This window comes from Cardinium endosymbiont cEper1 of Encarsia pergandiella, assembly GCF_000304455.1.
Taxonomy (GTDB): Bacteria; Bacteroidota; Bacteroidia; order Cytophagales; family Amoebophilaceae; genus Cardinium.
On record NC_018605.1, the window covers coordinates 484,625 to 508,762 of the forward strand.

Consider the following 24,138-nt stretch of genomic DNA (forward strand, 5'->3'; position numbering starts at 1 on the left):
GTATACGATATTGAGTTGTTCCTGAAATATTATGTATTTGTTTGTTAATCAGAAAACATAGTTATAAACTGTATTAGTTAATTACTAATTTTTTAAAAAGCAGCTAGCCAGCTGTATGGATAAAAGTATACACCTTTTTTCCTTCTTTAATATACTTGTTGTGCCGTTTTGCCGCATCCGTAGTGGTTAAAATTTCATAATCTTGAATTTCGTTGTTTTGCTTTTTCTTTTTTAACGCTTCTTGTAGTGATTCACTTATAGCTAACTTGCCTTCTATTCCTTTGCCAATAATCAATATAATTTCTTTGGTGCTCCCTTCTATAGGATCTATAGCCCACCATTCATCCAAAAATTCTTTTGGTAGACCACCTTCTTTATCATCATGATTAACCCTATGCTTCATACCACATTTTATCGTTTCAGGAAATTTTTCCGATGTCACACGCCCATAAAAATTAGGGGTTAATACCCAGTCAAAGGCTTCTGAATCGGCTTTATCCGTCTGAACCATATTATTCTTAACCTGAAAAGTAGCATCATTGCAATGAATTGGCTTTTGACCACTTGCAATATGAAAGCGCATCTTGCCTAAATCCAATTTGGTAACCCGACACTTGTCTTCAGGTAAATCTTCCTCTGACTCATTTAACTCAATCCATCTAGGATGATGATCTTCCATTTCTTTTTTTTCACCAGGGCATGAGGATGCGCCCAAGAAGCACACCGGAATGATAACAACTAAAGCCTTCAGCAAGAATAATAAGAAGCCTATAAAGCAATGCATAAAAAATGGAATAAAAAATCTAAAAAAAGCTAACCCAAACATCCTGGGCAATTTAAAAAAAATAAGTCGAATACAAAAATGATTGGAGACACCCTTTAGCTTACTCCCCAGATGCACAAAGTCGCTCTATCTGAAGCTATATCGAAAAATTGAGTGATTCAGAATCATAACAGATAAAAATCTAACTCACTATGCGCAAGATAGCTGGTTTTTTCAGAAAAAAGACGTAACATTGTGTAGTATTGTGGATTTTATCCCCAAGACCTACCTGTAGCGGTAAATTTTATAAAAGGGCCCATAGCTCAGTCGGTTAGAGCATCTGACTCATAATCAGCAGGTCCCAGGTTCAAGTCCTGGTGGGCCCACACCATTTATCTTATTGTAATGATAACTTGCCTTAACCCATCAGTTGCCTGTTTTGTTTATATAATCAAGTCTTAATGGTGGCCATTTTCTTCTACTGTGTTTTCCGATATATATACCTATGCGCCGATTGCCATTTATGACAGTGGTGTAGGTGGTTTAACCATTGCTAAGGCAATTAAAGCAATATTACCACAAGAATCTATTCATTATATCGGAGATACTAAAAATTTACCTTATGGTGATAAAACATCCGTAGCATTATGTGGTTATATTGCACAGGTAGTAAATTTTTGCCTAAGTAAACGGTATAAGCTGCTGGTCATTGCGTGTAATACAGCGACTGCTGCCGCAGATTATTTTATGCCTAATTACCTTAAAACAATAGGACACAAAATGGGTATCATCAATGTGGTCGATCCAGTAGTCAGATACATCGATGGAATGAATCACTATAACCAGATAGGTCTTATAGCCACAAAATATACTGTATCATATGGCATCTATGCAAAACGATTTCGAACCACTGGTATCACATTAACGTCTCTGGCCACGCCGCTACTGGTGCCTATGGTAGAGGCCTCTTTCAATGGAAAATCACTAGATCATCTTTTGTTAGATGATTATTTAAATCAAATCGTTTCCCCAAACTTAGATGCACTGATTCCAGCTTGTACACATTATATATTTTTAGAACAAGCATTAAATTTTTTTTTAAAAAAACACTTTTCAAAAGAGATTAAACTGATCAATCCAGCGAAACTTACCGCATTAGCGGTCCAGCAACTTTTACGTACACATCATCTTTTAAATAAAACAAAAAAAAAATTGCCTGACTGCTTTATGGCAACCGCGCTAACCCCATCTTTTCAAAATGCTAGTGATAAACTCTTTGGACAAAAACCTATAGCCATCAATCTATCGGACTATACACCATCTATAGACCTTGCATCACTCTGTTGATGGTGCCATATGCTTGTAATTGAATTCGATTTAAATTATATTAAAAATTACTAGCCTATATCTATTGGTTTAACAACCGTCACTAAAGCAGACAAAGGATTACTTCCACTTAGAAGATATGTTTTTATTTAAAATTTCTATTTGCATAACTTTTTTACTCTTTACGATTGGTTGCGGTTGTAATAGACTTGCCCAAAATGGTACTATAAATTTCCACGAAGATGATACCAAGCCACTAATCGTCTTGTTTCATGGGTTAGGTGGGGATGTCTTCTCTTTTAAGACACTTCAAGAGGCGCTTGAGAATGAATTTGGTAAAGACTCTGTGGTTGCTTTGGATTACATAACCAAGGAGCAGACGCTCCTATATTCTATAAAAGAGCAAAGTAATAAATGCTTTGATAAACTTTCAAAGAAAGAACCTAACCTAAAAAATAGGCCTACACTACTAATAGGTCATAGCCAAGGCGGTCTTCGTGCATATAGGATGTTTCATGGATATAAGGATGTATTAAATGTAAAAGGCATTATTACACTAGCTACGCCATGGGAAGGGGCGCCTGTCATTGAGACAGTTAGGAAACTAAACGAACGTGACACAACTACCGGGATTAAAAACGAAGCATTGTATGTAAGATATTTTACACCGCCTGTTTTGAATGATATGTGCAGACTATCCCATAGTATGGGTCAGCCTACCAACTGGATTGAACAAGAGCTTGTGAGCAGGCTAGAAGCATTCCCAGTTTTAGAGCTATTTGTTGGATTCTACGATTTAAAACCAGGAAGTGAATTTTTAGAATCGATTCAGGATGCCCTGCCTGAAGAAGAAGTACCTATACTAGCTATAGGAGGCACTCTCAGTGACTTTAAAAATTTTCTACCTAAAGAAAGTAGCTATGAGAGTAGCTATGATTTTAAACATCTCAACACAGCGTGGGGTAAAATTATAGTTGGCGAAGCAGATCTTGATCTTATAGACAAACATGATATGATTGTGCCGCTCTATAGTCAGCTTGCATCGCATATTCCAAACAAAGAAAATTTCAAAAGAATGGTTATTGACGATGCCCTTCATGGTCAACTTTTAAATGAATTTCCTATTGAAGCCTCTAAAAGTATATTATGCCATCCTACTATGGTAAAAGAGGTGATTCAGTTTGGCAAAGATATTTTCTACAGTGATGCTATCACATCTGAATATCAAGTATCCGAATACAACTGATCCAATCAAACACCATCATGACACCATAAAAGCTCATACAAAAAAAGTAGATTTTATTGGGCAAAGTGCAATCGTAAAGCTAAAGGTCGGCCCAAGTTTTGCGTATGAATTGCGCGAGGGAACGAATATGTTCCTTGCTAAAATCAAAAGCAACACCCGCTGTTTGGTAGACCTTAGGGATCGATGTGGTATAGCCTAATTTTAATGCATTTAGGTAACCATTTAATGCTTGTTTAGGATTTGTTTGGGCCTGCTTCCATACTCCTATTGCACCAAGCTGTGCGATAGCATATTCAATATAATAGAAAGGTACTTCAAAAAGATGCAATTGCTTTTGCCATAAATGGCTTTTCACTACCTCGTAACCTGTCCAATCCGTTACACTATCTGAAAAACTACTAAAGATACGATCCCAATTTTCTGCTCTTTCTGATAAAGTATGATCAGGATGCGTATAGACCCAATGCTGAAAAGCGTCAATGGCAGCTATCCAAGGCAAACAACTGATCACATGGATCAAGTGATCTTTTTTAGCACGATTAAGGTCTTCTTGTTTGGGAAAGAAAATATCCCAATAAGGCATAGTAAGCAACTCCATAGACATAGAGGCCAATTCTGCAATTTCTGATGGACAATGCTTAAAAGGATTTAGCGACAAGTTATGCACTAAGAAAGAATGAATCGCATGGCCTCCTTCATGAAACATAGTTCGTACATCATCTATAGTAGAAGCTGCATTCATAAAAATAAAAGGTACGCCCGTCTCATCCAAAGGATAATTATATCCACCAGGTGCTTTTCCCTTACGGGAGGCCAAGTCCAAGTGGCCCATTTTTTGCATGGTATGCAAACAGTTTGCTAAAAAAGGATCCAGCTGCTCAAATACCGTAATCGTCTTAGCAACTAGTTCTTCGGCATCTGTGAAGGGACGCAATGGCTTTCTACCCTGTATATCTACTGCATGATCAAATGGCTGCAGTATCGTCAATCCGAGCGCTGCTTTCCGTGATTTTGCCCATTCATTGAGTAGTGGAACTATTTCTTCTTGGATCGCTGTATGCAAGGTTAAACAATCTGCTGGGGTGTAATCAAATCGATCCATAGATACGAAAGCGTAGTCTCTAAAATTCTTAAACCCAGCATTTAAAGCCAATTGATGGCGTTGCTGAATCAACTTTGAGTAGAGTGCATTAAGTGTATCTTTATCTTGCAACCTGCGTTGTTGTATCTTATCATATACCTCACGTCGAAAGGATCGGTCAGTAGATGCTAAATGGGGTGCGGCTTGTTGCAAAGTACACTCTTCCCCAGCTATCTCTACTACCATCGCACCTGCTATCACACTAAATTTACTTGTATTTAACTGAATTTCAGTTTGGATAGGTATGTTTTCTTGTCTGTAGCAACGCAATTGATTTTCGATCTTTCGAAAAAAGATATCATATTGCGTTTTTTTACGTAGTATATGGGCCGCTTCTGCAGCTAAAACTTTTTGATGCAATTGATCTGTAACAGCAGCTAGATGAGGGGTAATGGCTGTAATATAGTATTCATAACGATCTTTAGCCACTGCATCAGTCGTATTGCAAGAGGTACGAATGTAACGCCAGCCTGCATCCTCTTCTAGTGCCCCTTCTAGTTCACTCCAATCGGCTAAAAATTGTCTTAGATCGTCCAATGAAGAGAGGTCTCTAGCAAGTAAGTGGCTGTAGAAGGGCTGAATGGAAGTCCAATCTGTGATGACGTAATCTGGTGGCAAAAAAGTACGAATGTATTTTTGCATGGAATATATTTTTTATATGACGAATTTTTTATAGTGAAACACCAATCTACCCATATTAAATAGGAATCGCAAACGGATCTGTCGCGTCTGTAGTTGATTTGGGGTCCCTTTTGTCTTAAATTTTGGGTATTATGCGGTCATTAGCTTAATAAAGTTCTAAAAAATAGATACCTGTTTTTTAGTTCTGATTATTTTATATTTGTCTCCTCTATTTAATTTTTTGAATATCAGACCTAGATAAACCAGTAAGGAGCCCAATATCTTCTATAGCGTAACCTTGTAGAAGCATAGATTTCGCTATCTCTAGCTTACCTTCTTGTCTCCCTTCTTGTCTCCCTTGTTGTTCTGCTTCTTTTCTATATTTTTCTATTGTATTGGCTTCTATTCTCAACCATTTCAAGTGGTCTTCATAAGCCATTCTTTCTTCATCCGTGAAGTTTAGCGTATCTAAAACATGCAATGCTTTTTTCAGGGTATTGATGGCTAATGGTGCTGGTAAGTTGTCTTTATTCAGTAAATCATTACGGGTAAGAAAAGCGGTCCAAATGTCTAAGGAGGTTTTGATCTTTTTTAATAAACTATTTAGATCTTCATCTGGATCTTTACTGAACTTAGTCAGCTCTACAGTATGTAATTCTAAATCCTTAAAATAGGGTAACCCACTTTCTTTTTCTGTAATATGAAATACATTATGATACTTCTGATTGTCTGTTATAGATACAAAGTTAAGAATATGAATACCTATTGCTTTATTTAAACTAGCATAATCCTGAGCACCCTTTAATTGATCTGTATACAACTTGGCCCAGTAGTATAAGGCACGTTTATCGTAGTCTGCTTCGTCTGTAATTTGAATCTCTATATTAAACCTTTTTCCTGTTTCACTTAAGGCTTTAATATCTAGGATAGAAAGTTTGTCGCTTCTAAAACTTTTTGGGTTATAAGGGTTTAATAGCGTAACATCTATTACCTGATCTTCTTTTGAAACCGTAGCATTTATTAACGCAATCAATAGATCTTTATTTTCTTCTACCCCAAATATTTTTTTGAACGCTAAGTCTACTTTCGGGGTAATCTTTTCCATAAATCATTTATATCTATTGCTTTCTAATCACAGGCATGTAATATAATTATTACACAATCAATATACATACTTTTTATGCCATTTAGTAAGCGAATCCTAGTTTATATACAGGATCCTCCTTAGATAGGAGCACAATTATGGATCTCTTGTGTCTGTAGTTGATTGTATATAGGTCTCTGTCTTATTCCTAACTTTTATCTGTTATGCCGCCATTGGTTTAGCGAAGTGCTCAAAAGTGGTCCCGTTTTTTCGGCCACTATATTATAACCCCTTATATTTTAAGTGATCCAAGAGGTCTTAATGTCTAAATTTAATCAGTCTATTGCAACGATCTTTCTTTATGATTTTTACAAAAAAATCTATATTTTTATACACTAACAATACTTCAAGGTCGACTAGTTAGGATTCTACTACTGCTATGGTTGCAATACTTACTTGTCCCACACCTGCTGCTAAAAGTGTATTCGTGCAAGAGGCTAATGTAGCCCCTGTAGTGGGAATGTCATCTACCAATAGCATATGTTTGTCTGTTAGTAGATCTGGGTGCTTTACTTTAAAGGCACCTTGAAGATTCGTAATGCGTTCACTTTTGTTTTTGGTTGTTTGGGATGGCGTATAACGTGTTCGTTCTATACATCCTTCATATAAAGGTATGTGTAATGCATCAGAAAGCCCTTTCGCAAAAAAATCACTTTGGTTGTAGCCTCGTTCCTTAAGTCTTTTGGGATGTAATGGAACTGCTACAATAGCATCCATACTTTGGATGATAGGTGTTTTATCTAAGATACTACCATACCGTTGTCCGAATAGATAGCCAATTTTGGGTTGATTTTTATACTTCATCGCAAAGAGTACCTGCTCAAGACGACTTTTCTTTCTTAGTCTATAGCCTGTCAATCCATAAGTTATTGAGGCTTTACCTACAAAATGATTGGTAATAACATTATCTATTAATGTATGGGAATCTGTTTCTGGAAATCCGTTAAAACAAATTGTGCAGATCAAAGTTTCTCCCTGTACGAGTCTATCATTGCATCCTACACATATGGGAGGAAAAAGTAAATCTAATAATCCGGATATAAATGTTTTCATAGTATGAAGTATAAGCTTATATCACTTCATCGCATTGATTTTGTACTTTTGTTGGTAATCCAATAAGTTGAGTAGAAAAGAACTACCCTTTATGTGCCTTTCCCATTCTGAATGTAATAAATTTTAACTCTATATTTTTATGCTCGATAGAACCATTCCACCACCGTTTAAAGACATTGATCCTATCTGTTTTCCATGGCCAGAAAGCCACTTACTTCAAAATAAAATTCCCCTCTATGTCTTAAACATGGGGACTCAATCCATTATAGAGTTAGAGCTGATTTTTAAATCTGGTAGTTGCTATGCATTACAACCCGGTGCTGCCTATTTTACAACGGCTATGTTATTAGAGGGAACCACAACGAAAAGCAGCCAAGATATTGCCCATATAATTGACTATTATGGTGCAACCATTGATACGCGTGTACAGAAAGATTTTTGTATCCTCTCGCTTTCCACGCTTGCTAAGCATCTTAATCCCCTGTTAGACTTATTGGTAGAGATTCTATTAATGCCTAGTTTCCCTGAAAAATCACTCCAACGCTTAAAGCATCTTAAAGTACAAGCCATTCAAATAGCTGATAAAAAGAACGATCAGGTAGCCTATAAGCGATTTTGTACCGCACTCTTCACAGCAACACATCCCTATGGTAGACCGCTAACTTTACAAGATGTAGATCAAATTCAACCGGCAGATTTACACCACCATTATAAACAGCTCTTTTTTTCAGATTGTACTGCTTTTGTCAGTGGACAAGTTACGCCATCAGCCTTAGCATCTATTAAACAGTCCTTAGCCTATTTGCCCTATCAAAAAAGTTTACAAGTAGCCTCCGTTCCATCTCATCATCTTCCTGAAAAAGTCCATCTAGTGGATCAACAACATCTTCAGTCTGCTATTGTAATCGGTAAAAGGTTATTACTTAAAAAGGAAGCAGATTTTTTACCAATGATGGTGGTCAATACCCTTTTAGGTGGGTATTTTGGTGCTCGATTGGTACAAAATATTCGGGAAGATAAGGGCTATACCTATGCCATTCACTCCAGTATGGTTTCGTTGTTACACGCTGGTTATCTAGCCATTACCACGGAGGTAGCTGAAGCAGTCACAGAAGAAACCATTCAAGAAATTTATAAAGAGATTGCAATATTACAGGATGAACAAGTTTCCGAAGAAGCCTTGCAAAATGTTAAAAATTATTTATTAGGCCATTTTTTGACTATGATTAACGATCCCTTTTCAATCATGGAAAAATTTCAAGGCGCCTATCTCCATGGCTTAGCTCAAGATTATTATACTGAATTTTACCATCATGTACGCAATATAACCCCGTTAGAAGTTAGAAACTTAGCACAAAAATACTTATCTTTGGATTCCTTTACAGAAGTGGTTGTGCGGTAGTGCCCCTTTTATCAGGAGTTATTATAGGTTGGTTCAATGGCCTTCTATTTGTGTTTTACACAATAAAAAGGTATATTTGAGTCTATTAGTTATTTTTCTTACCATCCTCAAATTTTTTTGTTGGTTCAACTTTTTCTTTAAAAAGCGTGGATTATATTAGTTATAAGACAAAATATGCGAACAAGCAGGGTGTCAATAAACAATGGGTTGTTGTTGATGCTTCCTCTCAGCCGTTAGGTAGATTGGCTAGCCAGATTGCTTACCTTATTCGTGGTAAACACAAACCTAATTTTACCCCTCATTTAGATGGAGGTGATCATGTAATTGTTTTGAATGCCGAGAAAGTAGCTTTATCAGGTAATAAATGGGTAAAAAAAATCTATACCACTTATTCAGGCTATCCTGGTGGGTTAAAGCATGCTACGCCTCAAGAAGTTCAAGCTTCGAATCCCAAGCGTATAATAGAACATGCGGTAAAAGGAATGTTGCCTAAAAATAGATTAGGAAGAATGTTGCTGCATCATTTACATGTTTGTGTATCATCTATTCATCCCTATTCGGCTCAGCAGCCAACCGCGATTACTCTAAAATATTAATCATTAACCGATGGAAACAGTTAACGCAGTAGGTCGAAGAAAGACCGCCGTAGCTAGGGTGTATCTTCTTAAAGGGACAGGTGCTATTACCATTAATCATAAATCACTTAGAGATTATTTCCCAGTAGAAGAAATTGGCTTAATGGTTCAGCAACCTTTCGAAAAGTTAGATATAGTAGGCCAATATAATCTGAAGATTAATGTTACCGGTGGGGGGATGCGTGGCCAAGCTGAAGCCATTCGCTTGGGTATTGCTAGGGCACTTTGCAAATTAGACTTAGAAAACAATAGGCCTATACTAAAGAAAGAAGGTTTTCTAACTAGGGATGCTAGGGTCGTGGAGCGCAAGAAATATGGTCATAAAAAGTCTAGAAAGAGATTCCAATTTACCAAACGTTAAGCCCATGTGCACAGTTATTATTTGTTATTACCCATAATGATGCAATTAGAATTTAAAGCACTACTTGATGCCGGTGTCCATTTTGGTCATTTGACTAGAAAATGGCATCCTAAGATGGCTCCCTTTATTTTTATGAAACAAAATGGCATACATATTATCGATCTGCATAAGACGATAGACTGTATGCAAAGAGCTTCTTTGCAACTAAATGCAATGGCGCAAGCTGGGAAAAAAATTCTCTTTGTCGCTACTAAAAAGCAAATTAAATCTTTTGTAGAGCAGACTGCAAAAGATTTAGATATGCCCTATGTTACAGAACGGTGGCTTGGTGGCACACTGACTAATTTTCTAAATACGCGAAAGTTATTGAGGCGTATGCTTGCCATAGAGAAAAATATGCATACATTTGCCTACAAAAGCTTGGCCAAAAAAGAAAGATTGGTTATTGCGCGAGAGCAAGAAAAGCTTACTAGAATATTGCAGGGATTGGTGAATGTTACCAGATTACCCTCTGCATTGTTTGTAATTGATATCAAGGAAGAACATATTGCTGTTAAGGAAGCTAGAAAATTAGGGATCCCAGTTTTTGCCCTTGTAGATACCAATACAAATCCAGATATAGTTGATTTCCCCATTCCTGGTAATGATGATGCATGCCGTTCTGTCGATATAGTAGTGCGTTATCTTGCTGATGCAATTAAAGAAGGCGTAGAATCCTATAAAAAAGAAAAAGCAGAAGCTATCGCTCAACAAGAAGAAGCGGTTGCTCATTCAGCTAATAAAGTAGCCCCTGAAAGAGGTATTAAAGTAGTACAAGGTGTCGTAATCAAGAAAACAGGTTCTCCCCGGTCTAAATTTTCTACTCCTGCAACTAAAGCAAAAGTAGTACAGGCTACTGCCCCCCTTAAAGATCAGTCAGTTGACAAAAAAGAAGTAAAACCTACTGTATCCCTTAAGGATCAGCCGGAAAAGTAAGCATAACTATTACGTCATTTGAATATTTTATAACATATATGGTCGTTACCGCGCAGGATGTAGCTGCACTAAGGCAAAAAACAGGTGCAGGAATGATGGATTGTAAAAAAGCCCTGATAGAAGCAAAGGGTGATTTTACACAAGCAATTGATTTTCTTAGAAAAAAAGGGCAAAAAATATTTGCAGATCGTGCCACGCATCATGCAAGTGAAGGGGCTGTTTTTGCTGCTGCAAGTTTGGATCATAAAATGTCGTTTTTATTGGTGCTGAACTGTGAAACGGATTTTGTAGCTAAAAATGAGTTGTTTTTGAAGTTAGGTAAATCTATTTTAGAGGCTGCAGTGGCATACAGGCCTATCTCTATGGAAGCTTTACAAGCATTGCCATTGGGCAATCAAACGGTCCAAGGAGCTGTTGTGGAATCTATTGGTACCATTGGTGAGAAAATTACCATTTCTAGTTATGAAACCTTGACAGCTGAAACAACCGTTCCCTATATTCATACTGGAAATCGTTTAGCAGTTTTGGTGGGATTAGAAGGTGCGCAAGGTGAACAAGTGCGCGCTGCAGGTAGAGATGTGGCCATGCAAATAGCGGCTATGGCGCCAGTAGCACTTGATAAAAATCAAGTTGATCCGGCTATGCTAGTAAAGGAATCAGCGATTATCCATGCACAAGTTATAAATGAAGGGCATAAAGATGATAAAGCAGAAAAGATAACACAAGGCAGATTACATAAGTTTTTTCAAGAAAATACACTATTGCCTCAGCCATTTGTGAAAAATACTAAATTGACCGTTGCGGAATACCTTCAAACCGTTGCACCATCTTTAACCGTTACCGCATTCAAGCGCATTGCAGTTGGTGCATAATTTCGCCTTTTATATCTAAAGGGCGCTCCTTGTTGCGTATCCTTGTATGAACGATTTTATACTTATTTATTTCTATAAGCCATCTATACATGGCTATGGATCATTCTCTATTGCTTCTTTTAAATCCACTAAATAGTGGAGCTTGTTATGCTCCAAATTATACAATACTTTTAACAGATTTAAAGTTCAACTAGATTTAGATGAGTAAAAAAGGTCGTGTATTAGTGGCTATGAGTGGTGGCATAGATAGTTCTGTAGCGGCTGTAATGTTGCATGAGCAAGGATACGAAGTAGTAGGCATTACCATGAAAACATGGAATTATGCAAGTAGTGGTGGTAAAAAAAAAGAGACCGGCTGTTGTAGTTTAGACGCCATCAATGATGCCAGGAATGTATCGGTTGAGTTGGGATTTCCTCATATTATTTTAGATATAAGAGAAGCATTTGGTAGCTATGTAATTGACCATTTTAAAGCTGAATATTTAGCTGGTAGAACCCCCAATCCATGCGTATTGTGTAATACACATATTAAGTGGGATGCCCTTTTACAACGTGCCAATACATTAGATTGTGATTACTTAGCAACCGGGCATTATGCAAAAGTCCGCGCATCAGGAGGCCGTTATATTATTTCTAAGGGATTAGATCCTAAGAAAGACCAATCATATGCCCTATGGGGCGTTTCGCAAGAGAGTCTGAGTAGGACTTTGCTTCCACTGGGTGGATATACAAAATCTTTTATTCGAACCTTTGCTGCTGAACGTGGCTTTACCGACTTGGTTCATAAGTCTGAATCATACGAAATATGCTTTATTCCGGATAATGATTACCGTGGATTCTTAAAACGACAGCTTCCTGGATTAGAAGAAGGCGTTAAGGGGGGTACATTTATATTGGAAGATGGTACCGTGGTCGGCCATCATGAAGGATATCCTTTTTATACCATTGGTCAGCGTAAAGGATTAAACATTGCTTTAGGCTATCCAGTATATGTAACAGCTATACACAAGGATACGAATCAAATAGTGTTGGGTACGTTTGATCAGTTGCTTCGAGATGGTATGTATGTACACCAACTCAATTTATCTAAATATATAGATCTTAAAGGTAAGAAGTTAGATACCCTTACCAAGGTTCGGTATAATGATCCTGGAACCCCTGCTGTAATTGAACAGGTAGGTGATCAGATGCATGTATTTTTTGGTACCGGTGTACATGCCGTTACACCAGGCCAAGCTGCTGTTTTTTATGAAGAAGAAGATGTAATAGGAGGGGGGTGGATTTTATCCGCTTTTCAAAAAAAGTAGGATACGATACTGAACCGATCAAATGAAGTTTATCCATGTAACGGCTTTGAAGGTTCATTGATTTCTAGTTCGCCAGGCTTTTGATAATATATTTCTTTTGCATCTAGCATTGCTCTTATAATATGTAAAAGTTCTTTTTCTTTATCATAATCAACTGTTTCTATTATATTTTTAAGGTCCTGTTTGCCATTTCTAATGGCATTCATAACGTAATGGCGGCCTTCTAGCATCGCTGTATGGTGTATAGCTTCGTTGCTCTTTTTTTTACAAATATCGCATTGGTTACAAGTCGTTTCGGCTTCATCAAAATAATCTAATAATGTAGCCAAGCGGCACCGTCGGTCGTTGGTAACATATTCTATAACAGCTTCTATTTGTTGATAGGCTATTTTATTTTTTTGCTCAATTTTATGAATAGGCAATGGCAGTTCAGCAGCAAGATACCGTGGTGTTAAGAAAGTAATTTGTGGACTCGCTTTTTGTGGAAGATATTCTAGAACCTTGAGTCGATGCAGGGCATCTAATTGGTCGGCTACTTTGTATTCTGTAATGTGAATAAACTGGGCTATTTTTTTTTCAATAATTTTACAATATGGTGTAAAAAGTGTACCACCATAGAGCCTTAAAAGGGCTTTGATACATAAGTCATAAGCTGGATGACGGAGTTGAAACGCATACAATGCTTCCCTAGATAGCAAAAAATAGACCCTAGAAGGTTGGTAATAGGCTTCATTAAGTTGTATAAACCCGTCTGACTCTAATGCTTTGATGCCATAGTAGGCTTCTTTTGCGTACAGACCAGTTGTTTGTTTAAAATCCTCTAAATCAAAATCGTAGGTAACGAAAGCATGAGAGCCTACTGCGATTTTATAGTAATTAACCAGATGTTGGTAAACTTTTCTAACTTGATCAATAGTAGGGTAACTTTCCTTCCACTTTTGTTTTAAATGTGCAATATCTTGTTCATCATACCAAAGAATAGCGTAGGCTGTAGCATTATTTCGACCTGCTCTTCCTGCTTCTTGGCAATAGGCTTCTAAGGAGGCAGGTAGATCTAAATGCATTACTAAAGAAACGTCTGCTTTATCAATCCCCATGCCAAAAGCAGCTGTAGCAACCATGGTTCGTACTTTATTTTCGCTCCATAAAGCTTGTTTTGTAGCTCGATCAGCCGTCGTTAAACCAGCATGGTAAAATGCACTGGTAATACCATTTTTTTGCAAAAAAGTAGCGATGTTCTCTGTTTTTTTGCGTGTATTTACATAAATAATAGCTGGTCCATTGCTCTGTTGTAATGCTTTGAGCAGTTGTGTTTCTTTTTGATCTGTTTTGCGTACCCAGTAGACTAGATTGGGCCTATGAAAAGTTTGAGCAAAAAGAAGCGGATGGTTTAGTTGTAAACAATCTTGAATATCCTGTTTAACCCTTTTAGTGGCAGTAGCTGTAAAGGCTACTGTATTGGCCTTTGGAATCGTTTGCTTAAAGTGCGCAATTTCTAAATAAGAGGGTCTAAAATCATATCCCCATTGTGAAATACAGTGCGCCTCATCTACTACTAAGGTCGTAATAGGCATAGTAGCCGCACGCAGTTTAAATAGGTCAGTCTGCAAGCGTTCTGGGGATACATACAATAGTTTAACTGTACCATATACACAATTATCTAGTCGTCGTTCTATTTCTAAACTAGACATGCCTGAAAAAATAGCTTCTGCATGAATACCTTTTTGCGCAAGTTGTGTTACTTGATCTTTCATAAGCGCAATAAGTGGCGTAACCACTAAGGTTAAACCTGTTTTCCGCAAGGCTGGTAATTGAAAACAAAGCGATTTTCCACTTCCAGTAGGTAAAAAAACCAATATATCTTTGCCATCTAAAATACCCTTCATGATTGCTTCTTGGAAAGGTCTAAAGGAAGAATAGCCCCAATGTTTTTTTAATAAATCATAAATTTTATCCATGGCTGGTCGGCAGCTTTATACTGTTTTAAAAGCGCGTGGCTAAAGAATAAAGCAGATGGCAATGAAATATTTGTATAGATTGAAATTTACCTACTGGCATAGCATGCAACGCTTACAAGGCGCAAAATATACCAATAACACACTATAGTTAAATCCGTTAGAGGTATATATTTATACTAGTGTAAAAATTTCCTATACGTTTAAGATAGCTCGTTAGTAATTTGATGTCATCTGTTTTTTTTAATTCTATTTCGTATAAAATACCATTTAATTTGGTAATGCCATGCGGTAATGTTGATAGTAAATCTTCATAACTTAAACTATACAGATCATTTGCCAATTGATCAAGCAATCTTAAGCTCGTTGCAATGGCTTGTTTATTTTTTTCATATCTATAGAACTTAGCACTATCTAATATTTTATTTATCTGTTTTTCTTCCTGAATCGATTGCCATAGTTGTTGGCCCGTTTTATGCCCGTCTTTTTTCCATTTTAGCAGATAAGATTGAAGCCTTTTTAGCTTATTGTGCAACATATCTGGCTTATTGCATATAAAATATAGGCACTCTTGGTACGCTAGTATTGCCTCAGTAACCTTAATGTTTTTCGGTTTAGCATACTCTTCTGCTATACAAATTTTAAATGCTTCCATTAGCGTAGTATTAGCTTGTAGCTTTTTCATGGAAGTGAGTAACGCTTTTTCATTTTCTTTTGTAGGCGCTTTCAACAGCTTCCCGAAGCGATCATAGTAGCTTTTTAGAAGTGTAGTATCATGCTTTTGTTGCAGCTTTTTTATTATTTTTTCTTCTATTTCTTCCTTAAAAAAATTATTCCAAAGCTCATCTGGGTTTTTTTCTGTATCAGTTGTGCACCATTTCTTCGTCCTATCTGCTAACTTTTTTCTAAAATCACTAATCTCATCAGGTGATTCTAGCATAGAAATTGTTTTTTCGAATGATTCTATGCTACTTAGCTTAAAGTGGTTCTGCGTATAGTACCCCTCGTCTTCTTGGCTTATGTATTGATATTCCTTGTTACAGGTAGATCCACAGAAAAGAAGCAGTGCAAGCGTATGACTAGGATATTTTCTTAAATTCATATTTTTTAAAAATATTATAATCTGTTTGATTTGAAAGGATTGACTATATTAACTTATAATATACCGCCCATTGGGGGACTTGGCCAAGATAGTTTTTTATCTCTTTTTTTCCTATTGCTAGCTTTTTATTTTTATGAATAGCTTGATTCCCTCGTAACTTGTTGGCCATTTTATTTGGTCTACTGCTTTTTTTGTTGTAAAATTATAAGTTTAATCAACTAATTATCTTTCTAATTAGGCTAATATTTTCGTGGGTATGGTGGTAAAAAGATATGTAAAGAAGTTTTTTGTCTGTTGCCTGACGAGTACTTTTTTAAGTGGTCTACATGCTAAAGCTTCTGGCACAGTTGAACCTCCTTTTCTTCTAGGAGAACGGTTAGAGTATCAGGTTTGTTACAGTTTTATCCATGCGGGTACCGCTACCATGTATGTAGATGAGCAGTTGCATAAGTTAAATGACCACCTTTGCTATAAAATTCAAGTAAAGGGTGTTTCTAGTAATGCATTGGATGTTTTAGGGTTTAATCTGTTGGATACCTGGGAAAGTTATTTAGAGGCTGATGTGTCCAATCTATTGCGGCCACATAGATGTGTCACCCATCTTCAAGAAAATGGCTATGTAAGACAAGAGCAAATTGATTTTGATTACGTATCCAGTCAGGCCAGGGTAAAAGTGGCTGAAAGTAGCCATAATATGGAGCCTGAAGTTACCTATCATCCGCTCTCTAGTGTTCAAAACATCAAAGACTTAATCAGTGGTTATTATGCGTTGCGTTCTATTGATTGCACAAAACTACAACCAGGTGATAAGCTTACGGTCACTGTCTTGTATGACCAGCAAATCTATAAAGATGTTGGGATTCTGTTTCTTGGAAGAAAGAAGATTGAAACCAAATTGGGCAAAACATCCGCGTTGGTTTTCGCACCTTTAGTGCCTGTTGAGGATAGTATATTTTCTGGAGAGCGCCCAGTAGAAGCATATATTTCAGATGATGCCAACAAAGTTCCTCTAAAATTAAAAGTTAATCTAGTAGTAGGTTCAGTAGAAATAGCACTTACTGGCTGCAAAGGTCTTAAAGAGCAGATTCATTTTCAAAAACCTTAAATTTTTATTTTTTATAATTTTGTCTTTATGCTCCATTCTGCCTATTCTTTTAGCCTACTTCGGTTGCTATTCGCATCAAAAAAAGTTACTGCTATGGAAGTAGTTGATCACCTTTTGCAGCATATTGAAATACAAAAAGACTTAAATGCCTTTGTAAATGTTTATGATCAGGAGATAATAGAAAATGCCGTTCTAGTCAATCAAAAAATAGCACACAATCAAGGAGGCCCTTTGGCAGGGATGGTGGTGGGGTTAAAAGATATGATTGCTTATAAAGATCATCCATTACAGGCTGGTAGTAAAATTTTGACCAATTATATTTCTCCATTTCATGCAACCGTTACCCAGCGGCTTTTGGCAGCTGATGCATTGATTATTGGCCATCAAAATTGTGATGAATTTGGCATGGGCTCTTCTTCAGAAAATGGTTATTTTGGTACCGTACTAAATCCTTTAGATAAAACAAGAGTTGCCGGTGGTTCTTCAGGTGGATCTGCAGCAGCCGTAAAGGCAAAAATGTGTCATGTTTCGATTGGTACGGATACAGGTGGGTCGGTTAGACAACCCGCTGCATTTTGTGGCCTTGTAGGGCTGAAACCTTCTTATGGTAGAATTTCTAGGCATGGTCTAGTTGCGTATGCTTCTTCCTTTGATACAGCTGGTATTTTAGCCCATACAGTAGAAGACTGTGCAAGTGTGCTGGAGGTAATAGCTGGGGCTGATCCATTTGATAGTACTGCATCGGCTAGGGAAGTGCCCTGTTATACAAGTGTATTGCATGATTCAGCCCGTTATAAAGTAGCCTGTTTAGCAGAAACACTTAGCCATGGAGGTTTACAGCCGGAAATAAAAGATCATACATTAGATGGGCTAGAACTGTTAAAAAAAGCGGGCCATCAAGTACACAATGTCCATTTTGAATTACTCAAATATGCCCTACCCACTTATTATATATTGGTCAATGCAGAGGCAAGCACTAACCTTGCTCGTTTTGATGGTATTCGTTACGGCTACCGAAGTAGCCATGCTACAACATTAGAAGAGGTCTATATCAAGAGCAGAACAGAAGGTTTTGCTAAGGAAGTGAAAAAGCGGATTATGCTCGGATCATTTGTGCTCAGTGCATCTCAATGTGAAACACATTACATTAAAGCACTAAAAGTTCGTAACATGATTAAAAAAGTCATGCAAGATATCTTGAGCCATTATGATTTTATCATATTGCCTACCACTACAACTACTGCTTTTAAGGTAAATAGCTTTGTCAGTAATCCATTATCCATGTATTGGAGCGATCTCTATACTGTATTGGCATCAGTAGCTGGCCTACCAGCTATTTCTTTACCAAATGGAGTAGATCAAAAAGATTTACCCATTGGTGTGCAAGTGATAGGTAATTATTTTGAAGAAGCCAAGCTACTTACCTTTGCAAGCCACTTTGAATCTATTGTAAAATAGTTAACCTATTCTGTAAACTTGCTGTAAAAAGTAAAATTTTAAATAAATGGTATTGTATGGAAGTTCAAATTGTTAACTACTCACACCATCCATTGCCTGCTTATGCTACATTAGGGGCTAGCGGAATGGATTTGCGTGCTTTTATCCATCTTCCTATTAGATTGGCTCCTAGGAAAAGGATGCTGATTCCTACTGGTATTTCTATTGCTTTACCACAAGGCTATGAAGGCCAAATAAGGCCACGTAGCGGCTTGGCGTTGCACCATGGCATGACAGTCTTAAATAGCCCCGGAACAATTGATGAAGACTATAGGGGGGAAATAAAAATATTGCTTATGAATTGCGGTGATGAACCCTTTGTAGTACAAGATGGGGATAGAATTGCGCAGCTAGTGGTCGCCAAATATGAATCGATTCGTTGGACAGTAGTACCGATGCTAGACCAAACCGATAGGGGATCGGGAGGCCATGGCAGCACTGGTAGAAACTAGTCTCCGTCAGATCTCTTTTGCGTTATTTCATCTAATAGGTCACCTATAGCCCTCGCATCATTAGCAGTTACCAAGCTAGACCGATACGGTTTTATCCCAGTCACACCTCGAAAATAATTGGCATAGTGGCGCCTCATTTCTAATATGCCCGTTCGTTCTCCCTTCCACTCTATCGCATGGGTCAAATGTTTTTTTACAGTTTCAATCCGCTCTACTAGGGTAGGAGGAGGGAGGAGGTTACCTGTTGCATGATAATGTTTGATTTCTCTAAAAATCCAAGGATAGCCAATGCTGGCACGCCCAATCATGATACCATCTACCCCATATTTATCTTTATAAGCAAGCGCTTTAGTAGGACTGTCAATATCCCCGTTCCCAAAAATCGGAATATGAATGCTCGGATCTGCTTTTACTGCTCCAATATAGCTCCAGTCTGCTGATCCTTTGTACATTTGTTGTCGGGTCCTTCCATGAATGGTTACAGCCTGTACGCCAACATCTTGAAGGCGTTGGACTACTTCTAAAATTTTAATCGATTGATGGTCCCATCCTAATCGCGTTTTGACCGTAACAGGAATCGAGACTTGTTTAACGATTTCTGCGGCCATTGCCTGCATCTTAGGAAGATCTAAAAGGATACCAGCGCCTGCTCCTTTACACGCTACCTGCTTAACAGGACAACCATAGTTGATGTCTAATAAAGTAGGTTGGGCCCTTTCTACAATAGCAGCTGCTGTTCGCATCACTTCTATAGTATCTCCAAAAATTTGTATCCCAATAGGACGTTCTGCTTCATATATTTCCAATTTTTTTATACTTTTAGCAGCATCTCTAATCAGTCCTTCGGAGGAAATAAATTCGGTATACATCAGATCTGCCCCATGTGCCTTGCATATGGCACGAAAAGGAGGATCGCTAACATCTTCCATAGGTGCCAGTAAAAGTGGAAAATCACTTAATACACAGTTTCCAATTTGTAACATAAATAGGATGAATATATTTTTAGCTCCTTGAATTTGATCTTTGCACCCACTTGTTGGATGGGCTGGAAATGTCCGGGTAGTTGGTGACCTTCTACAAATCTACGCTTAAAATTAGTATTTCCTATGCATAAAAAGATTGCTGCCTTCCACTAATGGTATGCAGTAGATTAAAATAACTTATTTATTATAGCTATTTATTGGGTATATACAGAATATATACGTAATTTAGCTGTGTTGGAGGAGGCTATGGAAAACCTGTAATAGGTTTGAGTCTAAGTAGGTTTGTTTTTATTCCAAATAATTTCTGTAAAAGATTATAGGGTCTGTAGCTCAGTTGGTTAGAGCGCTACACTGATAATGTAGAGGTCCGTGGTTCAAGTCCACGCAGGCCCACCCTAGCGCACCAAGTTACAAACCGGTACCGTACACCATAAAAATTACAATACATTTCTTGGCACATCTTGTGCGCTCTAGTCATTACTTAATAGACTTTTTTATAATCTAAAATGGGCATAAAATCTTTTATTAAACAGGTATTTACCATTGCTATAGGATGCTTAATCTCTTTATTATCTTTATCCTATATAGTTCTTTTTGTACTTTCAAGATTAACTGCTACCGATATCAGCGAAGTAGCAAGCAATTCAGTCCTATCATTCAATATGGAAGGCCGAGTGGTTGAAAGGATGCCGAGTGGATTATTTGGATCTAATAAAGGAGTGGTTAATTTTAAAGTAGTTACAAAGGCCATTCATGAAGCAACCAAGGATCATCGTATTTCCGCTATTTATTTAGATTTATCTTATCTATATGCCGGCTGGGCTGTTTTAGAAGAAATAAGAGAAGCTTTGTTGGCTTTTAAAGCCCAAGGTAAAACCATCATCGCATATGCGGATGGTTATACGCAAAAGTCCTATTATTTAGCTTCTGTAGCAGACGAAATCATTCTAAATCCTAGTGGTTGGTTGGTATTCAAAGGATTGTCTGCAACAATTGATTTCTATACAAAACTTTTTGAGCATATTTCTATAAAGCCTATCATATTCCGTATTGGAGCCTGTAAGGATGCGGTGGAGCCCTTTTGTTTGACCAAAATGAGTGAAGAAAGTAAAAATCAAACAAAGGCATACCTTGAGTCTGTGTATGATCACTTTTTAACAAAAATAGGTAGTACTAGAAACATAGCGGTTGCAGCGCTAAAAGCGCATGCCAATAACCTTTCAGCGGTACTGCCCAATGATGCCCTTCGGGCCCATTTAATTACCAAGATAGGCTATGCAACAGATGCGAAAAGGTTGTTAAAAGAAAAACTAAAATCTCCTGCTTTTGTCAGCTATATTCATTATACTACTTCAGAAAGCGCATCTAATTCCGTTAATCAAGTTGCCGTTGTAATGGCTGAAGGGGAAATTGTGAATGGGTCCAGTAGTACCGGTTATATTGGTGCCCGCGGTTTTATTAAAACGATAAAGGCTATTCAAGAAGATAGCAATATAAAAGCCGTAGTATTGCGCATTCATTCACCAGGGGGTAATGTGGCTGCTTCAGATATTATATGGAAAGCAATAGAGGAACTTAAATCTGTTAAGCCAGTCGTGGCTTCTATGTCTAATGTAGCTGCTTCTGGGGGGTATTATATTGCTGCGTCATGTAATTATATTTTTGCACAACCTACTACCATTACAGGTTCGATTGGTATTTTTGGTATGTTATTTGACCCCGCTGCATTGATGCATAAAATAGGTATCTACCGTGATGTGGTGAAGACTGCTCCTTTTGCAGATTTTTTAGAACCTAGGCTAAGTTGTTCTGAACAAGAGTCTAAATTTATGTATAAAGTATTGCAACAAAGTTATGACGATTTTTTGCGTAAGGTTGCCAATGGACGTGGGATGGATATAGCCTCTGTGGAAAAATTAGCAGGTGGTAGGGTATATACTGGTGCAATGGCTCAAAATAATGGGCTAGTCGATGGGCTCGGCGGACTGGAATCAGCTATTGCTAAAGCCGCTGCTTTGGCCCAGTTAACCGACCAGTATAGCATTTGTTATTTACCCCGTCCTAAAACAAAATTAGAACAGTTGATAAACTATACTACGGGTAACATCAAAATGGAGGTACTCCATTCCTTGGTCGAAGAATATCCTATACTGAATCATTACCAACTGCTATCTAAACCCTGTGGCATACAAGCCATCCTTCCTTATACGATTCATATTGATTAACTGAATACGGTTCCCTTGCCCATCCAGACCAGGAGATGAGACCAATCATCCTCTTAGCTGTCTATAGTTGAGTGAATAGGATCAAATAAACCAGCTATTTGGTCGCCTTTTTTTTGTGGTTTTGGTCTACCAAATAACCGCTCCTTAAGTTGTTTAAATTCTAGTAAGGTAAATAGAGATGCTAATTTGTCCTTGTTGGGCACCTGGCAATGGCATTTTTCTAAATCTAGCGTGATGGGCACATCTGTTCGAATCGTAGCCAGTTGTTTGGAAAGCATACCTTGCGCTGCATATTGGATAAGGTTTGCTTTTAACTTACCCGTTAGCGCATGGCTATGTGCCAATATATTTTCTAGATTATCAAATTCTTTTATAAGCTTTCGAGCAGTTTTTTTGCCAATAGAAGGAATGCCTGGAATAAAATCAGAAGGATCTCCTTCTAATGCTAAAATATCTTTTACTTGTTCAGGTCTAGCAATTTCCCATTGCGTCAAGATTTCTTTTTCACCAAGTATAGTTGATTTTTGGCCATGGCTATTCGGTTTATAGAGGTAAATATTATATTGTACCATCTGAGCTAAGTCTTTGTCTGTAGACATGATATAGGTCGTACATCCCATTATCGCTGCCTTTTTGGCTAATGTACCCAGTAGGTCATCTGCCTCATACCCATTACCGGTTATCGATAAAATACCAAACCCTTCTAGAATGGATTTGATGTATGGAATCGCTATAGAGATCTCTTCTGGTTGAGCTGGCCGGTGGGATTTATAGGCAGGAAATAGTTCATGTCGAAAGGTTTTTTCTTTTCCGTCAAAGACAACGATGAGGTGGGTAGGTTTTTCTTCTTGCAGTACCTTTACTAAGGTATTCACAAAGCCAAGTATCGCCCCTGTTTTAATGCCCTGTGCGGTAGTAGTCGCTGCCTTTCCAAGCGCAAAATGCGCTCTATAGATCAGCGACATACCATCTAATAAAAAAAGCTTGTGGGGAGTGGGCATAACATTAGACCTTCTGCGAATCTAGTACAATCTAATCGTTTCCCTTTACCATCTCGAAAGTTCCGTTACTAACACCACCAGCTGATTCTAATAACTTAATACATTCTGAAAAGTTATTCATCTTAGCTAAGTCTAGAGCTGTTGCTCCATTCTTAGTTGCTTCATTGATATTAATTTTTTTATAGTTCAGTAGTGCTTTAACTACTTCTGTATGACCAGCAAATGCTGCAGCATGTAGTGGGGTATAACCACGCCAGCCGCATTTATACATCTCAATACCTCCATGATCTAGTAATGCTTTTACTACTTCTGTATCTCCTAACATTGCTGCAATATATAATGGCGTTTCATTATATGTGTTTGTTAAGTTAACATTAATAGATGGATTTGAGCATAGCGCTTTAACCTTTGCTAAATTACCTTTCTGTGATGCGTAATGAAGAGAAGAACCATATGTAGAATCTTTTTCATTGATATCAGTTTGATCCTTACCACAACCAGCAGTAAATAAGACACAGATAGCTATGCCTGATATGGTACAGAAAAATTTAAAATAGGAGGTATATTTTGTATGCATGAAGATTATTATTTATTGGTTACGAGTTTCTTTTGGTAAAAATTTAGTACCATAGGAAATACAGTTATATGAATTGATAAAGATAGAATCCCTCTAAAATCACCCATAACCTTCCTTTGTAGTTTGATAGGCCCATGTTATAATGCCATCGTTCACAACGTCAATGCTGGATTAGACCGTAAAAAAAGGGTTTAAGGTGTTCCTTTTTCCTTTACAATTTCCAAATTAAAAACCAAATTAGCAAAGAACTCTAATCTATGAAAATTAGTTGTAATACCAAAAGAGCTTATGTCCACAAAGTTTTTAAATCAATTGCTAATAAAGGTAAAACCACTACTGGGTGGTTTTAAAGTCCCAGTGTGGCGCAGATGGATAGGGGGTGTGTCCATGTAAAT

Annotated in this window: 21 protein-coding genes, 2 tRNA genes and 1 pseudogene; 15 read left to right on the top strand and 9 right to left on the bottom strand. The window is 37.5% G+C overall.

The window, feature by feature from the left end; all coding sequences use genetic code 11:
* Positions 1-103: 103 nt before the first annotated feature.
* A complete protein-coding gene (locus AL022_RS02170) occupies positions 104-784 on the bottom strand; it encodes a hypothetical protein (protein WP_148269041.1) in 681 nt (226 codons plus the stop codon).
* Between the two features lie 291 nt (positions 785-1,075).
* Between AL022_RS02170 and AL022_RS02175 the strand changes: the two genes are divergently transcribed.
* The 3 genes from AL022_RS02175 (at position 1,076) to AL022_RS02185 (ending at position 3,335) form a co-directional block, all read left to right on the top strand.
* Positions 1,076-1,149: transfer RNA gene (locus tag AL022_RS02175), tRNA-Ile, on the top strand.
* A 97-nt stretch (positions 1,150-1,246) separates the two neighbouring features.
* Positions 1,247-2,110 carry a glutamate racemase gene (gene murI, locus AL022_RS02180; protein WP_014934619.1) on the top strand — a complete coding sequence of 288 codons (864 nt, stop codon included), beginning with the start codon at positions 1,247-1,249 and terminating at the stop codon, positions 2,108-2,110.
* A 118-nt stretch (positions 2,111-2,228) separates the two neighbouring features.
* Positions 2,229-3,335: a lipase family alpha/beta hydrolase gene (locus tag AL022_RS02185; RefSeq protein WP_014934620.1), complete on the top strand. Its 1,107-nt coding sequence runs from the start codon at positions 2,229-2,231 to the stop codon at positions 3,333-3,335.
* A 79-nt stretch (positions 3,336-3,414) separates the two neighbouring features.
* Here the strand turns inward: AL022_RS02185 and AL022_RS02190 are convergent, their stop codons facing one another.
* The 3 genes from AL022_RS02190 to AL022_RS02200 form a co-directional block, all read right to left on the bottom strand.
* A complete protein-coding gene (locus AL022_RS02190; protein WP_014934621.1) occupies positions 3,415-5,118 on the bottom strand; it encodes a M3 family oligoendopeptidase in 1,704 nt (567 codons plus the stop codon).
* Between the two features lie 208 nt (positions 5,119-5,326).
* Positions 5,327-6,202, bottom strand: a complete 876-nt coding sequence (locus tag AL022_RS02195; RefSeq protein ID WP_014934622.1) for an Rpn family recombination-promoting nuclease/putative transposase — start codon at positions 6,200-6,202, stop codon at positions 5,327-5,329.
* 399 nt (positions 6,203-6,601) lie between these two features.
* Entirely contained in the window at positions 6,602-7,294 is a 693-nt protein-coding gene (locus AL022_RS02200; protein ID WP_014934623.1) for a ComF family protein, read from the bottom strand.
* Between the two features lie 139 nt (positions 7,295-7,433).
* Here AL022_RS02200 and AL022_RS02205 point away from each other — a divergent pair, with 139 nt between their 5' ends.
* From AL022_RS02205 to mnmA, 6 genes are all read left to right on the top strand, one after another.
* The gene (locus AL022_RS02205; RefSeq protein WP_014934624.1) at positions 7,434-8,696 is read left to right on the top strand and encodes a M16 family metallopeptidase; all 1,263 of its coding nucleotides are present in this window, start codon (positions 7,434-7,436) and stop codon (positions 8,694-8,696) included.
* Between the two features lie 146 nt (positions 8,697-8,842).
* Positions 8,843-9,292, top strand: coding sequence for a 50S ribosomal protein L13 (rplM, locus tag AL022_RS02210; protein WP_014934625.1), 450 nt, complete (start codon positions 8,843-8,845; stop codon positions 9,290-9,292).
* A 10-nt stretch (positions 9,293-9,302) separates the two neighbouring features.
* Entirely contained in the window at positions 9,303-9,692 is a 390-nt protein-coding gene (gene rpsI, locus AL022_RS02215; RefSeq protein ID WP_014934626.1) for a 30S ribosomal protein S9, read from the top strand.
* 36 nt (positions 9,693-9,728) lie between these two features.
* Positions 9,729-10,667 carry a 30S ribosomal protein S2 gene (gene rpsB / locus AL022_RS02220; protein WP_014934627.1) on the top strand — a complete coding sequence of 313 codons (939 nt, stop codon included), beginning with the start codon at positions 9,729-9,731 and terminating at the stop codon, positions 10,665-10,667.
* Between the two features lie 38 nt (positions 10,668-10,705).
* Positions 10,706-11,539 (top strand): translation elongation factor Ts, encoded by an 834-nt coding sequence (tsf, locus tag AL022_RS02225; protein ID WP_014934628.1) that lies wholly within the window; start codon positions 10,706-10,708, stop codon positions 11,537-11,539.
* Between the two features lie 200 nt (positions 11,540-11,739).
* Positions 11,740-12,846, top strand: coding sequence for a tRNA 2-thiouridine(34) synthase MnmA (mnmA, locus tag AL022_RS02230; RefSeq protein ID WP_014934629.1), 1,107 nt, complete (start codon positions 11,740-11,742; stop codon positions 12,844-12,846).
* Between the two features lie 29 nt (positions 12,847-12,875).
* Here mnmA and AL022_RS02235 read toward each other — a convergent pair whose 3' ends face one another.
* Positions 12,876-14,804, bottom strand: a complete 1,929-nt coding sequence (locus AL022_RS02235; RefSeq protein WP_014934630.1) for a RecQ family ATP-dependent DNA helicase — start codon at positions 14,802-14,804, stop codon at positions 12,876-12,878.
* A 157-nt stretch (positions 14,805-14,961) separates the two neighbouring features.
* Positions 14,962-15,903, bottom strand: coding sequence for a hypothetical protein (locus AL022_RS02240; RefSeq protein ID WP_014934631.1), 942 nt, complete (start codon positions 15,901-15,903; stop codon positions 14,962-14,964).
* A gap of 256 nt (positions 15,904-16,159) precedes the next feature.
* Between AL022_RS02240 and AL022_RS02245 the strand changes: the two genes are divergently transcribed.
* From AL022_RS02245 to dut, 3 genes are read left to right on the top strand one after another with little or no spacing between them, the layout of a single operon-like run.
* Complete coding sequence (locus AL022_RS02245; RefSeq protein WP_041546094.1) at positions 16,160-17,008, top strand: DUF3108 domain-containing protein; 849 nt, start codon at positions 16,160-16,162, stop codon at positions 17,006-17,008.
* Between the two features lie 27 nt (positions 17,009-17,035).
* Positions 17,036-18,466, top strand: a complete 1,431-nt coding sequence (gatA, locus tag AL022_RS02250; protein ID WP_014934634.1) for an Asp-tRNA(Asn)/Glu-tRNA(Gln) amidotransferase subunit GatA — start codon at positions 17,036-17,038, stop codon at positions 18,464-18,466.
* Between the two features lie 56 nt (positions 18,467-18,522).
* Positions 18,523-18,957 (top strand): dUTP diphosphatase, encoded by a 435-nt coding sequence (gene dut / locus AL022_RS02255; protein WP_014934635.1) that lies wholly within the window; start codon positions 18,523-18,525, stop codon positions 18,955-18,957.
* On the opposite strand, the gene dusB is transcribed toward dut, so the two are convergent.
* Positions 18,954-19,940, bottom strand: coding sequence for a tRNA dihydrouridine synthase DusB (gene dusB / locus AL022_RS02260; RefSeq protein WP_014934636.1), 987 nt, complete (start codon positions 19,938-19,940; stop codon positions 18,954-18,956). The genes dut and dusB overlap by 4 nt on opposite strands.
* Before the next feature lie 319 nt (positions 19,941-20,259).
* On the opposite strand from dusB, the gene AL022_RS02265 reads away from it, so the two are divergent.
* Positions 20,260-20,333: transfer RNA gene (locus AL022_RS02265), tRNA-Ile, on the top strand.
* Between the two features lie 113 nt (positions 20,334-20,446).
* On the top strand, positions 20,447-22,165 hold the full coding sequence (sppA, locus tag AL022_RS02270; RefSeq protein ID WP_014934637.1) for a signal peptide peptidase SppA: 1,719 nt from the start codon (positions 20,447-20,449) through the stop codon (positions 22,163-22,165).
* Positions 22,166-22,218: 53 nt separating this feature from the next.
* Here sppA and AL022_RS02275 read toward each other — a convergent pair whose 3' ends face one another.
* Positions 22,219-23,166 (bottom strand): 5'-3' exonuclease, encoded by a 948-nt coding sequence (locus tag AL022_RS02275; protein ID WP_014934638.1) that lies wholly within the window; start codon positions 23,164-23,166, stop codon positions 22,219-22,221.
* Between the two features lie 31 nt (positions 23,167-23,197).
* Positions 23,198-23,743 (bottom strand): ankyrin repeat domain-containing protein, encoded by a 546-nt coding sequence (locus AL022_RS02280; protein ID WP_014934639.1) that lies wholly within the window; start codon positions 23,741-23,743, stop codon positions 23,198-23,200.
* 269 nt (positions 23,744-24,012) lie between these two features.
* On the opposite strand from AL022_RS02280, the pseudogene AL022_RS04670 reads away from it, so the two are divergent.
* Positions 24,013-24,090, top strand: a pseudogene (locus AL022_RS04670) (transposase); the annotation flags it as partial.
* Positions 24,091-24,138 lie beyond the last annotated feature (48 nt).